At 67.0% G+C, this 14,453-nt stretch carries 14 protein-coding genes; all 14 read left to right on the forward strand.

The window, feature by feature from the left end:
* The first annotated feature begins 295 nt into the window (after window positions 1-295).
* The 14 genes from BJF92_RS03245 to BJF92_RS03310 all read left to right on the forward strand — a co-directional run bounded on the left by BJF92_RS03245 (window position 296) and on the right by BJF92_RS03310 (window position 14,434).
* A complete protein-coding gene (locus BJF92_RS03245) occupies window positions 296-1,297 on the forward strand; it encodes a sulfate ABC transporter substrate-binding protein (RefSeq protein ID WP_075633347.1) in 1,002 nt (333 codons plus the stop codon).
* A gap of 267 nt (window positions 1,298-1,564) precedes the next feature.
* Complete coding sequence (gene cysT, locus BJF92_RS03250; RefSeq protein WP_075633348.1) at window positions 1,565-2,386, forward strand: sulfate ABC transporter permease subunit CysT; 822 nt, start codon at window positions 1,565-1,567, stop codon at window positions 2,384-2,386.
* Window positions 2,387-2,391: 5 nt separating this feature from the next.
* A complete protein-coding gene (gene cysW / locus BJF92_RS03255) occupies window positions 2,392-3,300 on the forward strand; it encodes a sulfate ABC transporter permease subunit CysW (RefSeq protein ID WP_075633349.1) in 909 nt (302 codons plus the stop codon).
* Window positions 3,297-4,334 carry a sulfate/molybdate ABC transporter ATP-binding protein gene (locus BJF92_RS03260; protein ID WP_075633350.1) on the forward strand — a complete coding sequence of 346 codons (1,038 nt, stop codon included), beginning with the start codon at window positions 3,297-3,299 and terminating at the stop codon, window positions 4,332-4,334. Before cysW ends, BJF92_RS03260 begins: the two co-directional genes overlap by 4 nt.
* A gap of 129 nt (window positions 4,335-4,463) precedes the next feature.
* The gene (locus tag BJF92_RS03265; RefSeq protein ID WP_075633351.1) at window positions 4,464-5,477 is read left to right on the forward strand and encodes an ABC transporter substrate-binding protein; all 1,014 of its coding nucleotides are present in this window, start codon (window positions 4,464-4,466) and stop codon (window positions 5,475-5,477) included.
* The gene (locus BJF92_RS03270; protein ID WP_075633352.1) at window positions 5,474-6,514 is read left to right on the forward strand and encodes a FecCD family ABC transporter permease; all 1,041 of its coding nucleotides are present in this window, start codon (window positions 5,474-5,476) and stop codon (window positions 6,512-6,514) included. Before BJF92_RS03265 ends, BJF92_RS03270 begins: the two co-directional genes overlap by 4 nt.
* Entirely contained in the window at window positions 6,511-7,275 is a 765-nt protein-coding gene (locus tag BJF92_RS03275; RefSeq protein WP_075633353.1) for an ABC transporter ATP-binding protein, read from the forward strand. The genes BJF92_RS03270 and BJF92_RS03275 overlap by 4 nt, the downstream gene beginning before the upstream one ends.
* Window positions 7,276-7,495: 220 nt before the next feature.
* On the forward strand, window positions 7,496-8,152 hold the full coding sequence (locus BJF92_RS03280; protein WP_075633456.1) for a hydrolase: 657 nt from the start codon (window positions 7,496-7,498) through the stop codon (window positions 8,150-8,152).
* A 45-nt stretch (window positions 8,153-8,197) separates the two neighbouring features.
* On the forward strand, window positions 8,198-8,905 hold the full coding sequence (locus BJF92_RS03285; protein WP_075633354.1) for an alpha/beta fold hydrolase: 708 nt from the start codon (window positions 8,198-8,200) through the stop codon (window positions 8,903-8,905).
* A 92-nt stretch (window positions 8,906-8,997) separates the two neighbouring features.
* Window positions 8,998-9,258, forward strand: coding sequence for a XapX domain-containing protein (locus BJF92_RS03290; RefSeq protein ID WP_075633355.1), 261 nt, complete (start codon window positions 8,998-9,000; stop codon window positions 9,256-9,258).
* A gap of 153 nt (window positions 9,259-9,411) precedes the next feature.
* Window positions 9,412-11,304 carry an amidohydrolase gene (locus BJF92_RS03295; RefSeq protein WP_075633356.1) on the forward strand — a complete coding sequence of 631 codons (1,893 nt, stop codon included), beginning with the start codon at window positions 9,412-9,414 and terminating at the stop codon, window positions 11,302-11,304.
* A gap of 46 nt (window positions 11,305-11,350) precedes the next feature.
* Window positions 11,351-11,770 carry a DoxX family protein gene (locus BJF92_RS03300; protein WP_143523885.1) on the forward strand — a complete coding sequence of 140 codons (420 nt, stop codon included), beginning with the start codon at window positions 11,351-11,353 and terminating at the stop codon, window positions 11,768-11,770.
* The gene (locus BJF92_RS03305) at window positions 11,767-13,413 is read left to right on the forward strand and encodes an MFS transporter (protein ID WP_075633358.1); all 1,647 of its coding nucleotides are present in this window, start codon (window positions 11,767-11,769) and stop codon (window positions 13,411-13,413) included. Before BJF92_RS03300 ends, BJF92_RS03305 begins: the two co-directional genes overlap by 4 nt.
* A 184-nt stretch (window positions 13,414-13,597) precedes the next feature.
* Window positions 13,598-14,434, forward strand: a complete 837-nt coding sequence (locus BJF92_RS03310) for an alpha/beta fold hydrolase (RefSeq protein ID WP_143523886.1) — start codon at window positions 13,598-13,600, stop codon at window positions 14,432-14,434.
* Window positions 14,435-14,453 lie beyond the last annotated feature (19 nt).

Here is a 14,453-nt window from a genome sequence, read left to right on the forward strand (position 1 = left end):
AACAAGACCCAACGAAAATCTCCGGCCGGAAAGCCAGATTGTCGTTGGACGGAATAGGGTTCCGGTCTGATCAAGCGGAAACCGTATGACGGCCATGCAGACGTCGCCGCGCGCGGATATGCCCTGACCCGCGCCGCCTGGCGCGGGGTTGGGGCGGCGCGCGGATGCGCGTCAGCCGGACCGGCTGAAACCGGAATCCTTTTCTTCAAAAATAGCCAGGAAGAAATCGCTTTGCCTCGCCCGGGTTTCCATCGCTGTCTAGTTTGCCGGTCCTGACTGGTACAAAGAGGCTCCGATGAGACGTCTGCTAATCCTGGGTTCGGTCTTCGCCGCGCTTTCTTCCGCTCCGGCGCTGGCCGAGACGCCCACCAAAATTCTCAATGCGTCCTATGACATCTCCCGCGAGCTGTTCGTCGCCGTCAACAAGGCCTTCCTGCCGCGCTACAAGGCAGAGACAGGCAAGAACCTGGAGATCGACCAGTCGCATGCCGGCTCCTCCAAGCAGGCGCGCTCGATCCTCGAAGGCTTGCAGGCCGATGTCGTGACCTTCAACCAGAGCACGGATATCGACCAGCTGGTCAAGGGCGGTTTCGTGTCGGCCGACTGGCGCAAGAGCTTCCCCAACGAGGCCTCGCCCTATTACTCCTTCCCGGCCTTCCTGGTGCGCTCCGGCAATCCCAAGAACATCCGCAACTGGGACGATCTGGTACGCGACGACGTCAAGGTGGTCTTCCCCAATCCGAAGACCTCGGGCAATGCCCGCTACACCTATTTGGCCGCGCTCGCCTTTGCCAAGCAGACCTATGGCGATGACGAGGCCAAGGTGACCGGCTTCGTCAAGAAGCTGTTCGACAATGTGCCCGTGTTCGACACCGGCGGCCGCGCCGCCACCACCACCTTTGCCGAGCGCAATATCGGCGACGTACTGATCACCTTCGAGGCCGAGACGCGCGGCATCGCCAAGGAACTCGGCACCGACAAGTTCACCGTCATCGTGCCCCCGGTCTCGCTGAAGGCCGATTTCCCTGTGGCCGTGGTCGACAAGGTGGTGGACAAGCGCGGCTCGCGCGAGATCGCCAAGTCCTATCTCTCCTTCCTCTACACGCCGGAGGGGCAGACGATCCTGGCCGAGAACGGCAACCGGGTGAACGATCCCAAGGTCGTGGAAACCTTCCAGAGCCAGTTTCCCGCCGTCAAGCTGCTGACGGTCGATGAGGTCTTCGGCGGCTGGGACAAGGTGCAGAAGGAACAGTTCGCCTCCGGCGGCCAGCTGGACAAGCTCTACGGGCAGCGGTAGACGGCCTGCGGTCTTCTGTTTCAACCGAGGCCCTTGCGCGGCAGGCCATGCCGGGCAGGGGTCTTCTTGCGTTTCCCCGGCTTTCATGGAAGAGCGGCCGTCGCTGTCTTTCAAGCGAGAAGCCAGCCCGCAGGGGCGCCTCCGCGTTTAAGAAGGGGGCATTGTTTCAGGATGCAGGCGCTGGCGGGCCGGCATCCGTCCTGCCATGCCGCATGGTCCGGCGCCGCTTCCAGGGCGCGGGCCGACCGTCTGTAAAGAGGAACCAGCTTGAGACAACGCGTTCTTCCGGGCCTGCCCCTGTCGCTGGGCCTGACGCTGCTTTATGCCGCGCTGATCATCGCGCTGCCGATCCTCGCGCTGGTGTTCAAGGCCGCCAGCCTTGGGCCGGCCGCCTATTGGCAGATCGTCTCTTCCGAGCGGGCGCTGGCGAGCTATCGTGTCACCGTCGCGTGCGCGCTGGCGGCCACCGCCTTCAACCTGGTCTTCGGCCTGGCGCTGGCCTGGGTGCTGGTGCGCTACCGTTTTCCCGGGCGACGCCTGCTGGATGCGGTGGTGGATCTGCCCTTCGCCCTGCCCACGGCGGTCGCCGGCATCGCGCTGACCACGCTGTTTGCCCCGGGCGGCTGGTTCGGCCATGTGCTCGATCCGCTCGGCATCCGCGTCGCCTATACGCCGCTTGGCATCATCATCGCGATGGCGTTTACCAGCCTGCCCTTCATCGTGCGCACGGTGCAGCCGGTGCTGGAGGAGCTCGATCCGGCGCTGGAAGAGGCAGGGCTTTCGCTGGGGGCGAGCGACCGCGAGGTCTTCACCCGCGTGGTGCTGCCGCTTCTCGCGCCTGCTGTTCTGGCCGGCCTGTCGCTCTCCTTCGCCCGCAGCCTGGGCGAGTTCGGGGCGATCATCTTCATCGCCGGCAACCAGCCGATGTCGACCGAGATCACCGCGCTGCTCGTCTTCATCCGGCTGGAGGAATATGAGTATCAGGCCGCCGCCGCCATCGCCTCGGTGCTGCTGATCACCGCCTTCGTCATGCTGGCCGTCACCAATCTGATCCAGCGCCGCGCGCTGCGCTACCTGCAGAAGGATTGATCCGGATGGCGTCTTCCACCCGTTCCCGGCGCATGGGGCCCGTGCGCGTGGGCGAAAGCCCTGCTGTGCGCCGCACGCTGATCGGCCTCGTGCTGGCGCTTTCGGCGCTGGTCATCGTCGCACCCCTGGCGGTGATCGCCGTCGAGGCCTTTTCCAAGGGCTTCGGCGTATTCGCCGCCACCATCGCCCATCCCGATACACGAAGCGCGGTGGTGATGACCCTCGTCACGGCGCTGATCGCGGTGCCGGTCAACACGCTCTTCGGCATCGCCGCCGCCTGGTCCATCACCAAGTTCGACTTTCCGGGACGGGGCCTGCTGCTGATCCTGATCGAGATCCCTTTCTCGGTCTCGCCGATCGTCGCCGGGGTCGCCTATCTCTTCGTCTATGGCATGCAGGGCCTGTTCGGTGCGTTTCTGCAGGATGCCGATATCAAGATCCTTTTCGCCCTGCCGGGCATCGTGCTCGCCTCGATGTTCGTCACCGCGCCCTTCGTCGCGCGCGAGCTGATCCCGCTGATGCAGGCGCAGGGGCGCGATCTGGAGGAGGCGGCCGCCTCGCTCGGCGCTTCCGGCTGGCAGACCTTCTTTTCCGTGACGCTGCCCAACATCAAATGGGCGCTGCTCTATGGCGTCATCCTGTGCAATGCCCGCGTGATGGGCGAGTTCGGCGCGGTGTCGATCGTCTCCGGCAATATTCGCGGGCAGACCAACACGCTGCCGCTGCATATCGAGCTGCTCTATCATGATTACCAGACGGCCGGCGCCTTCTCCGCCGCGCTGATCCTCACCGTGATCGCCGTCTTCACCATCATCGCCAAGGCCCTGCTGGAGCGGCGCGGCGCCGGCCGCGTGCGCGCGGCCACGCTCGCCCCCACAGCTGGCCCCGCCGAGGCGGCAAAGGAAACGCCATGAAGATAAACCTCGACCACGTCGTCAAGACCTTCAACACCTTCCGCGCCGTCCACGATGTCTCGCTGAGCGTGGAGAGCGGCGAGCTGGTGGCGCTGCTCGGCCCCTCCGGCTCCGGCAAGACCACGCTTCTGCGCATGGTTGCGGGGCTGGAGTTTCCGGATGCCGGGCAGATCCGCTTCGGCGAGCAGGATGCCACGCAGATCCCGGTGCGCGAGCGCGGCGTCGGCTTCGTTTTCCAGCATTATGCGCTGTTTCCGCATCTGAGCGTCGCCGACAACATCGCCTTCGGCATGCGCACCGCCCGTGCGGCCAGGCGCAGCAAGGCCGAGATCGATGCGCGCGTCGAGGAGCTTCTGCGGCTGGTGCAGCTCTCGAGCCTTGGCAACCGCTTCCCCGCGCAGATCTCCGGCGGCCAGCGCCAGCGCGTGGCGCTCGCCCGCGCGCTGGCGGTTGATCCGAAGGTCCTGCTGCTCGACGAGCCCTTCGGCGCGCTCGATGCCAATGTCCGGCGCGACCTGCGCCGCTGGCTGCGCGAGATCCATGCCGAGCTCGGCATCACCACGCTGTTCGTCACCCATGACCAGGAGGAGGCGCTGGATCTGGCCGACCGCGTCGTCATCCTGCAGCAGGGCCGCATCGTCCAGCAGGGCACGCCGCGCGCGGTGACCCGCCAGCCGAACTCCGCCTTCGTCATGCGCTTTCTCGGCGACACCCACCAGCTCTCCGCCACGGCGAAAGGCGGGCAGGTGACGCTCGGCGATCTCAGCCTTGATGCCACCGGCCTGGCCGATGGCCCGGTCGATGTCTTCGTGCGGCCCGCCGATCTCGAATGGGCGGGGCAGGGCAGCGGGGACCAGCCGGGCCCGGGCCTGCCGGCAACCGTCACCCGCGTGATCGACCGGCCCGGGGCGCGCCGGCTGGCGGTGTCCTTCGAGGGGCATGGGCTGGAACTCGACGTGGCGCCCGAGGTGGAGGTGGCGGCCGGTGACCGCGGACGGCTGCGCATCCTGCGCTCCCGCATCTTCCCTGCCTGATCGATCCCTCTAGGAAGCCGGAGCGCGGGCAACCGACAGGATGCATTGGGGAAACATGATAAAAATCCTCTTGTTTATAATCGGGGCTTGAATTAAGCGGTGCGCATCTAATCGTTTCGAGGATGGTCCATGCGCCCCGTGAAGTCCCTTGCCGCCGCTTTCGCCCTGCTTGTCGCCTCGGTCGCGCCGGCGCTCGCCGCCACCACCTATCCGCTGACGATCGAGAATTGCGGCAAGAGCGTCACCTTCGAGAAGGCGCCGCAGCGCGCCATCGGCCTCGGCCAGAACAGCGCGGAAATCCTCCTGATGCTCGGGCTTGAGGACAGGATGGCCGGCACGGCCTTCTGGCCGAGCAAGGTTCTGCCGGAGCTGGCGGAGGCCAATGCCAAGGTCAAGCTTTTGACCGTCGAGTTTCCGACCTTCGAGTCGATCCTGGCGCAGGACCCGGATTTCGTCGCCGCCGCCCTGCCGAGCCTGCTCGGGCCGGACAGCAAGGTGGCCAAGCGCGAGGATTTCGAAAAGGTCGGCGTGCCCACCTATCTCTCGCCCAGCACCTGCCTCGGCACGGCGGGCGCCAAGGATGTCTATGGCAGCCGCAAGCAGCTGTGGAGCATGGAGACGCTCTATCAGGAGATCGACGAGCTCTCGCGCATCTTCGACGTGGCCGATCGTGGTCAGGCGCTGATCGCCGATTTCAAGGCGCGCGAAGCGAAGCTGCGCGCTTCCGTGCCGCATGACGGGCAGAAGCTTTCCTATGTCTTCTGGTTTTCCAGCCCTTCGCCCTCGGCCGATGCCTATCTCGGCGGCAAGAACGGCGCCTCCGGCTTCATCGCCGACGTTCTGGGTGGCGTGAATGCGATTTCGTCCGAGGCCGAATGGCCGGCCATGGGCTGGGAGGGCATCATCGCCGCCAATCCCTCGGTCATCGTCGTCGCCAGCCTCGATCGCAACCGCTGGGAACTGGACAAGCCCGAAGCCAAGATCAAGTTCCTGACCACAGATCCGGCCACCAGCCAGATGCCGGCGGTCAAGAACAATGCGATCGTCACCATGGACGGCCAGGCGATGAACCCGACCGTTCGCACGCTGCTGGGCGCCGAGCAGGTGGCCGAGCAGCTCAAGGCGCGCGGTCTTCTGAAGTGAGGCAGAACAGGCGCAGCTTCGGGCAGGCCCTCCTTGCCGGCGCGCCGTTCCTGGCCGCGCTGGCGGCGATCCCCTTCGTCATCGCCATCAGCGTGGGGATCGGCGACCTGCCGATTCCCGTGACCACCACCTTCCTGGCCATCACCAACCGACTGGGATGGACGGCGGCCACGCTCAGCCGCATTCATGAGACGGTGATCTGGGACTACCGCCTCAGCCGCGCGCTGGTCGCCGCCTTCTGCGGCGCGGGGCTGGCGCTTTCGGGCGCGATCATGCAGTCGCTGCTGCGCAATCCGCTGGCCGAGCCCTATGTGCTCGGCATTTCCGCCGGGGCTTCCACCGGTGCCGTCGGCATCGTCATTCTCGGCATCGGCTCGGGCGTCGCCTCGCTCTCGGCCGGCGCCTTTGTCGGGGCGTTTGCCGCCTTCCTCTTCGTCGCGCTTTTGTCCAACGGCACGCGCGGCGGGTCCGACCGCACCATCCTGGCCGGCGTGGCCGCCTCGCAGCTGTTCAATGCCGTCACCTCCTATGTGGTAACCACGGCCGGCAATGCGCAGCAGGCGCGCGACGTGATGTTCTGGCTGCTCGGCAGCTTCGGCGGCGTGCGCTGGCCGGAATTCATGCTGGTCTCGGTCGTCGTCAGTCTCGGCCTTGTCGCCTGTCTGGCCTATGCCCGGGTGCTGGATGCCTTCGCCTTCGGCGACGAGGCAGCCGCCGCGCTTGGCGTCAATGTCGGTCGGGCGCGGCTGACGCTGTTCAGCATCACCGCGCTGCTCACCGCCACCATCGTCAGCATGGTCGGCTCCATCGGCTTCGTCGGGCTGGTCATGCCGCATGCGGCGCGTTTCGTCGTCGGTCCCCTGCACGTCCGGCTCCTGCCGGCCTGCGCCATTGGCGGGGCGATCTTCATGGTGCTGGCCGATATCGCCGCGCGCGTGCTGATCCCGCAGCAAGTGCTGCCGATCGGCGTCGTCACCGCGCTGGTCGGCGTGCCGGTCTTCTCCGTCATCCTCTATCGATTCCAGCGTGGCGCATGAGCTTCGCCGCCGAAAACATCTGCTGGAAGATCCGGTCCAAGACCGTGCTTGACGGCGTCTCCTTCACCGTGCGCCCGGGCGAGATGCTCGGCCTGCTCGGCCCCAACGGTTCGGGCAAGACCTCGCTCCTGCGGCTGATGGCCGGGCTGAAGCGGCCGCATGCCGGCCGGGTGACGCTGGAGGGCGAGGATCTGCAGGCCATTGCGCGCCGCCGCGTGGCCCAGCGGGTCGCCTTCGTTGAGCAGCACGCCACCACCAATGCCAGCCTGATGGTGGAGGATGTGGTCCGGCTCGGCCGTTTCCCGCATCGCGGGCTGTTTTCCAGCTGGAGTGGCGAGGATGAGGCCTGCGTCGAGCATGCGCTCGCGCATGCCGGCATGGCGCACAAGCGCCGCGACCGCTGGCAGACCTTGTCGGGCGGCGAGCGCCAGCGCGCCCATATCGCCCGCGCGCTGGCCCAGAGCCCGCGCGAGCTGATCCTCGACGAGCCGACCAACCATCTCGACGTGCAGCACCAGATGGCGCTGCTGGCGCTGATCGCGCGCCTGCCGATCACCAGCATCATCGCCCTGCACGACCTGAACCACGCCGCCCTGTTCTGCGACCGGCTCGTCGTGCTCAAGGAAGGGCGCGTCGTGGCAGAGGGCACGCCGGAAGCGGTGCTGACGGAAGCGTTGATGCGCAGCGTCTTCCAGGTCGAGGCGCGCATCGCGCCCTCACTCTATCACGGCCGGCCGCATATCCAGTTCCTGCCGGGCTGACCCCTCTTTCCCCGTCGATTTCCTGCTGGCCGCTTCGCGAAGGGCTGCGGCTTGCCTCGCCGTGATCAGGGCGACAGACCGTGCTTCCACAAGCAATCCTCGCGCGCGCGATCTTCGCGGTCCGATCGTTCAAAACGCGCGACTTCTCGACAAGAATTCCACCGGCTGGCGAAGGAATATGCGTCCCGACACGATCGAACCGATCACACTGGAGGGACAGATGACTGTCAACGCCACCCCGACCCCCGGCCCGCTGCTGGTTTCGCCTGAGGACCATGCGCTCGTCATGATCGACTTCCAGTCGCAAATGTCCTTTGCGACCAAGTCGATCGACGCCGTCAACCTGCGCAACAATGCCGCCCTCGTCGCCCATGCGGCCAAGGGTTTCGGCGTGCCCGCCATCCTGACGACCGTGGCCGAGAAGACCTTTTCCGGCCCGATGTTCAGCGAGATCACCGATGCCTTTCCCGGACAGGCACTGCTCGACCGCACCTCGATGAACACCTGGGAAGACGCCGCCGTGATCGACGAGATCAACCGCATCGGCCGCAAGCGGCTGGTCTTCTGCGGGCTGTGGACCTCGGTCTGCATCGTCGGCCCCACTTTGTCGGCGCTGGAGCAGGGCTTCGAGGTCTATGTGATCGCCGATGCCTGCGGTGATATTTCCGAAGAAGCGCATGAACGGGCGATGGAGCGCATGTTGCAGGCGGGCGTGCGGCCCATGACCTCGCTGCAATATCTCCTGGAGCTGCAGCGCGACTGGGCCCGCACCGGCACATACGAGATGACCACCGGCATCGCCAAGAAGTTCGGCGGCGCTTACGGTCTCGGCATCATCTACGCCAAGTCGATGTTCGGCGCCTCCGAAGGGCACTGAGCCGGCCATTCTTCCCAGACAGACAGACAGAAGGAAGGGCATGAGATGACGCAGGATGCGCGAAAGAGCGTGACCGTGGTTCTGGTGCACGGGGCCTGGGCGGATGCGTCCAGCTGGCGGGCGGTGATCGCCCGCCTTCAGGCCCAGGGTGTCGCCGTGCTGGCCGTGCAGAACCCGACGACCTCGCTTGCCGAGGACGTCGCGGCCACGAGCCGGGTTCTCGCCCGGATCGATGGGCCCGTGGTGCTGGCGGGCCATAGCTGGGGCGGCACGGTGATTACCGAGGCGGGCGCCGACGACAAGGTGAAGGCGCTGGTCTATGTCGCCGCCTTCGCCCCCGATGTGGGCCAGTCGACCGGCGACCAGGTGGGCGCCCATCCCGCGCCGCCGGGCCTGTCGGAAGTCAGCCAGGATGGCTTTGGCCAGTACTGGATGAGCGAGCGCGGCTGGACCGATTGCGTGGCGCAGGACCTTCCCCCCGAAGAGGCCCGCGTGCTCTGGGCCTGCCAGCCGCCGCTCGGCGCCTCGACCTTTGCCGATGCCGTCAGCCAGGCCGCCTGGAAGGACAAGCCGGTCTGGTATCTGCTCTGCTCGCAGGACCGGGCGGTGAGCACCGAGCTGCAACGCGCGCTGACCAAGCGGCTGCAGGCGCGCACGACCGAGATCGCCTCCAGCCACCTGCCGCTGCTCTCGCATCCTGATGCGGTGGCCGAAGTGCTGCTCGACGCCGTGGCCACGGTCGCGGCCGGCTGAAAACCGCGGCATCGGGCCGCTTGCGATTTTCAGCCCGATGCCGCGCGCGGTTTGCGCCCTTGCGCAGGCCGCCACCAATCGAAAGGGCCGTCATGAAACTCTATCTCGCTTCGCTCGGCGCCGGGCTGGTCGTCGGACTGATCTACAGCCTGCTCAATGTCCGCTCGCCGGCACCGCCCGTCGTGGCGCTCGTCGGCCTGCTCGGCATTCTGCTGGGCGAACAGATCCTGCCGCTGGCCCGCACGCTGATGAACCGCGATCCCGTCGCCGTCTCCTGGCGTCATCATGTGAAGCCGCATGTCTTCGGCCATCTGCCGAAGGCGCAGAAGCCGGAGGACGGCACGCCGTCCTGACGGGGCGCCTGACGGACGTGAGCCCGTTTTCCCAAGGGCATCGGACGGATGACCATTTTCCGTCCGATGCTCCAGATCTCTGTTTCGCATCGGATTTTTCCAAAAGCCTGAAGCCAGTTTCGGGCCGATGCCCTGTTCCAAGGAGGTCCCGCGATGACCGCTGACACCATTCTCCTGAACGGCCGCTTCACCACGCTCGACCGGGCCAATCCGCAGGCTGACGCCGTGGCGATCGAGGGCGGCGCTTTTCTGGCGGTGGGCCGGGAGGCCGAGGTCATGACCCATGCCGGGCCGACCACGCGCATCATCGACCTCAAGGGCCGGCGCGCCCTGCCGGGCCTGTGCGACAACCACACCCATGTGATCCGCGGCGGGCTGAATTTCAACATGGAGCTGCGCTGGGACGGCGTGCGCTCGCTGGCCGATGCGATGGATATGCTCAAGCGTCAGGTGGCCATTACGCCGCCGCCGCAATGGGTGCGCGTCGTCGGCGGCTTCACCGAGCATCAATTCACGGAGAAGCGCCTGCCGACGCTCGAGGAGATCAATGCGGTGGCGCCGGAAACGCCGGTTTTCCTGCTGCATCTCTATGACCGCGCGCTGCTCAACGGTGCGGCGCTGCGCGCCGTCGGCTACACCAGGGACACGCCTAATCCGCCCGGCGGCGAGATCCAGCGCGACGGCGCCGGCAATCCCACCGGCATGCTGATCGCCCGGCCCAATGCCGGCCTGCTCTATGCCACGCTCGCCAAGGGGCCGAAGCTGCCCTTCGACTATCAGGTCAATTCCACCCGCCACTTCCTGCGCGAGCTGAACCGGCTCGGCGTCACCAGCGTCATCGACGCCGGCGGCGGCTTCCAGAACTATCCCGACGACTATGCGGTGATCGAGAAGCTGGCCGCCGAGGGCCAGATGACCGTGCGGCTCGCCTATAATCTCTTCACCCAAAAGCCGAAGGAGGAGAAGGAAGACTTTCTCAAATGGACGGCCTCGGTCACCTACAAGCAGGGCGACGACTATTTCCGCCACAATGGCGCGGGCGAGATGCTGGTCTTCTCCGCCGCCGATTTCGAGGATTTCCGCGAGCCCCGACCGGACATGCCGCCGGAAATGGAAGCGGATCTGGAAGGCGTGGTGCGCATTCTCGCTGAGAACCGCTGGCCCTGGCGGCTGCACGCCACCTATGACGAGACCATCTCCCGCGCGCTCGACGTGTTCGAAAAGGTCGACCGCGACGTTCCCCTGCATGGGCTCAACTGGTTCTTCGACCATGCCGAGACCATTTCCGAGCGCTCCATCGACCGTATCGCCGCGCTCGGCGGCGGCATCGCCGTGCAGCACCGCATGGCCTATCAGGGCGAATATTTCGTGGAGCGCTACGGCCACCGCGCGGCCGAGGCCACGCCGCCGGTCGCCCGCATGCTGGAAAAGGGCGTGCCCGTCTCCGCCGGCACGGATGCGACCCGTGTCGCCTCCTACAATCCGTGGGTCTCGCTTGCCTGGATGATCACGGGCAAGACCGTGGGCGGGCTCTCGCTCTATCCGCGCGCCAATTGTCTGGATCGCGAAACGGCGCTCCGGATGTGGACGGAAAACGTCGCCTGGTTTTCCAACGAGGTCGGCCGCAAGGGCCGGATCGCCGCCGGGCAGCTTGCCGATCTCATCGTGCCGGACAAGGATTTCTTCGCCTGCGCCGAGGACGAGATTTCCTTCCTCACCTCCGATCTGACCATGGTCGGCGGGCGCGTGGTCTATGGCGCGGGCGATTTCGCCGCCCTTGACGACAATCCGCTGCCGCCGGCTATGCCCAACTGGTCGCCGGTCAACCGTTTCGGCGGCTATGGGGCCTGGGGCGAGCCGGAGGGCGCCGGCCGCCATTCCCTGCGCCGCCACTCCCTGCGACACCAGGCCATTGCCGGCTGCGGCTGCGCGCAAAGCTGCGGCGTGCATGGCCATGACCATGCCGCCGCCTGGGGCGCCAGCCTGCCGGTGGGCGATCTCAAGGGCTTCTTCGGCGCGCTCGGCTGCGCCTGCTGGGCGGTGTGAGCCCATGGCGCCCCGCAACAGAACCGCACCCCCTCTGGCCGGCCGCATGCTGCCGCGCCCGCTTGCCGGCGCCCTGTCCTCGCCAGCTGTCACCTTCGTCGCGCTGCTGGCGCTGTGCTCGGCCTATCTCCAGGGCGCGCTGACCAAGCTGTTCGACTTTAACGGAGCGCTGGCGGAAATGCAGCATTTCGGGCTGCAGCCCGCGCCGCTCTTCGCCGTCGGCGTCATCCTCTTCGAGCTGTCGATGTCGGCGCTGGTGCTCTCGGGCGTGCTGCGCTGGCTCGGCGCCCTGGCGCTCGCCGGCTTCACCGTGCTGGCCACCTTCCTCGCCTTCCGCTTCTGGGAACTGCCGGCCGGCATGGAGCGGGCGATGATGACCAACGGCTTCTTCGAGCATCTCGGCCTGGTGGGCGCCTTTCTGCTGGTGGCCATCCGGGATGTCGCGCAGCGGGGAGGCCAGCCATGAGCGGCGTGTCGCCTCCAAATCCATCGCAGCCGAACCCATCGCAGCCGGCCGGCTCGGGCAGCCTCGGGCCGCTGCGCCAGCCGGTTTTCGCCGTGCTCTGGGCCGCCACCGTGCTCGGCAACACCGGCAGCTTCATGCGCGACGTCGCCAGCGCCTGGCTGATGACCGACCTTTCGGCGGCACCTGCCGCCGTGGCGCTGGTGCAGGCGGCGGGCACCCTGCCGATCTTCCTCCTGGCCATTCCCGCCGGGGTGCTCTCCGATATTCTCGACCGCCGCCGCTTCCTCATCGCCGTGCAGATCCTGCTCGGCTCCGTCAGCCTGGCGCTGATGCTGCTGGCGTCGAGCGGCATGATGTCGGTCAGTGCGCTGATCGCGCTTACGTTCCTCGGCGGCGTCGGCGCGGCGCTGATGGGGCCGACCTGGCAGGCGATCGTGCCGGAGCTGGTCGATCGCGGCGAGGTGAAGGCGGCCGTGGCGCTGAATTCGCTGGGGATCAACATTGCCCGCTCCATCGGCCCGGCGGCCGGCGGGTTGCTGCTGGCGAGCTTCGGCGCGGCCGTCACCTATGGCGCCGATGTGGCGAGCTATGTCATCGTCATCGCCGCGCTGATCTGGTGGCCCCGGCCGAAAAATGCCGATGACGCGCTGTCGGAAGGCTTTTTCGGCGCCTTTCGCGCTGGCATGCGCTATGCGCGCGCCAGCCGGCCGCTGCACCGCGTGCTGATCCGCGCCGCGATCTTCTTCGCCTTTTCCAGCGCGGTCTGGGCGCTCTTGCCGCTGGTGGCGCGCAATCTTCTGGGCGGCGATGCCGGCTTTTATGGTCTGCTGCTCGGCGCGGTGGGGGCGGGCGCCATTGGCGGCGCTCTGCTCATGCCGCGGCTGCGCGCCCGGTTCGATTCGGATGGGTTGCTGCTCGGCGCAGCCCTGGTGGCGGCCGTCGTGATGGCGGCGCTGGCCTTTTCCCCGCCCAAGCCTCTCGCGCTCGCGCTGCTCCTGTTTCTCGGCGGCGCCTGGATCACGGCGCTGACCACGCTCAACGGCGCGGCCCAGGCGATCCTGCCCAATTGGGTGCGCGGGCGGGGGCTCGCCATCTATCTCACCGTGTTCAACGGCGCCATGACCGCCGGAAGCCTCGGCTGGGGCGCGGTGGGCGAGGCGGCCGGCGTACCGGCGACGCTGCTCATCGGCGCCGCGGCACTCGCCATCGCCGCCCTTGTCATGCACCGGGTGAAGCTGCCGCAGGGCGAGGCGGATCTGGTGCCCTCCAACCACTGGCCGGAGCCGCTTGTGGCCGATCCCGTCGCCCATGATCGCGGGCCGGTGATGATCCTGATCGAATATCGCGTGCCGCGCGACCGGCACGCGCCGTTTCTGGACGCGCTCACCCGCTTTTCCGAGGAGCGGCGGCGCGACGGCGCCTATGGCTGGGGCGTGACCGAGGATGCCGCCGACCCCGACGTGATGGTCGAGTGGTTCATGGTCGAATCCTGGGCCGAGCATCTGCGCCAGCACAAGCGCGTCTCCCGGGCCGATGCCGATCTGCAGGCCGAGGTGCTGGCCCACCATGCCGGCACGGAACGCCCGCTCGTGCGCCATCTTCTGGCCATCGACCGGCCGGGGCGCGCCCGTGGCGAGACCTGAGACAAAGCACCAACCGACCACGCAAGGAGCCGCCATGACCGACGACGTGCATTCCGTACCGGAGCGATGCTCCGAACTGACCCGCCGCAGCCTTCTTGTCGCCGGTGCGGCGCTTGCCACGCTCACGGCCCTGCCGGCGGGCCTTGCCTTCGCAGCTTCCAACCCTGAACCAGGAGAAATGACCATGGGTTTCGTCACCGCCAAGGATGGCACCGAGATCTTCTACAAGGACTGGGGTCCGAAGGACGCCCAGCCGATCATGTTCCACCACGGCTGGCCGCTGTCGTCGGACGACTGGGATGCGCAGATGCTGTTCTTCCTGTCCAAGGGCTTCCGCGTCGTCGCGCATGACCGGCGCGGCCATGGCCGCTCGGCCCAGGTCTCCGACGGGCACGACATGGACCATTATGCGTCCGACGCCTTTGCCGTGGTCGAGGCGCTGGACCTGAAAAATGCCGTCCATATCGGCCATTCCACCGGCGGCGGCGAAGTGGCGCGCTATGTCGCCAAGCATGGCGAGCCGGCCGGCCGCGTGGCCAAGGCCGTGCTGGTCTCGGCCGTTCCGCCCCTGATGCTGAAGACCGAGGCCAATCCGGAAGGCCTGCCGATCGAGGTCTTCGACGGCTTCCGCTCCGCGCTCGCCGCCAACCGCGCCCAGTTCTTCCGCGACGTTCCGGCCGGCCCCTTCTACGGCTTCAACCGCGAGGGCGCGACGGTGCACGAAGGCGTAATCCAGAATTGGTGGCGCCAGGGCATGATCGGCGGCGCCAAGGCGCATTATGACGGGATCAAGGCCTTCTCCGAGACCGACCAGACCGAGGATCTCAAGGCGATCTCCGTGCCGACGCTGGTGCTGCATGGCGAGGACGACCAGATCGTGCCGATTGCCGACGCCGCCCACAAGTCGATCAAGCTCCTCAAGAACGGCACTCTGAAGACCTATCCCGGCTTCTCCCACGGCATGCTGACCGTGAATGCCGATGTGCTGAACGCCGATCTCCTGGCCTTCATCAAGGGCTGAGGACGCGGCATGGCCAAAC

The sequence above is a fragment of the Xaviernesmea rhizosphaerae genome (genome assembly GCF_001938945.1).
Lineage (GTDB): Bacteria > Pseudomonadota > Alphaproteobacteria > Rhizobiales > Rhizobiaceae > Xaviernesmea > Xaviernesmea rhizosphaerae.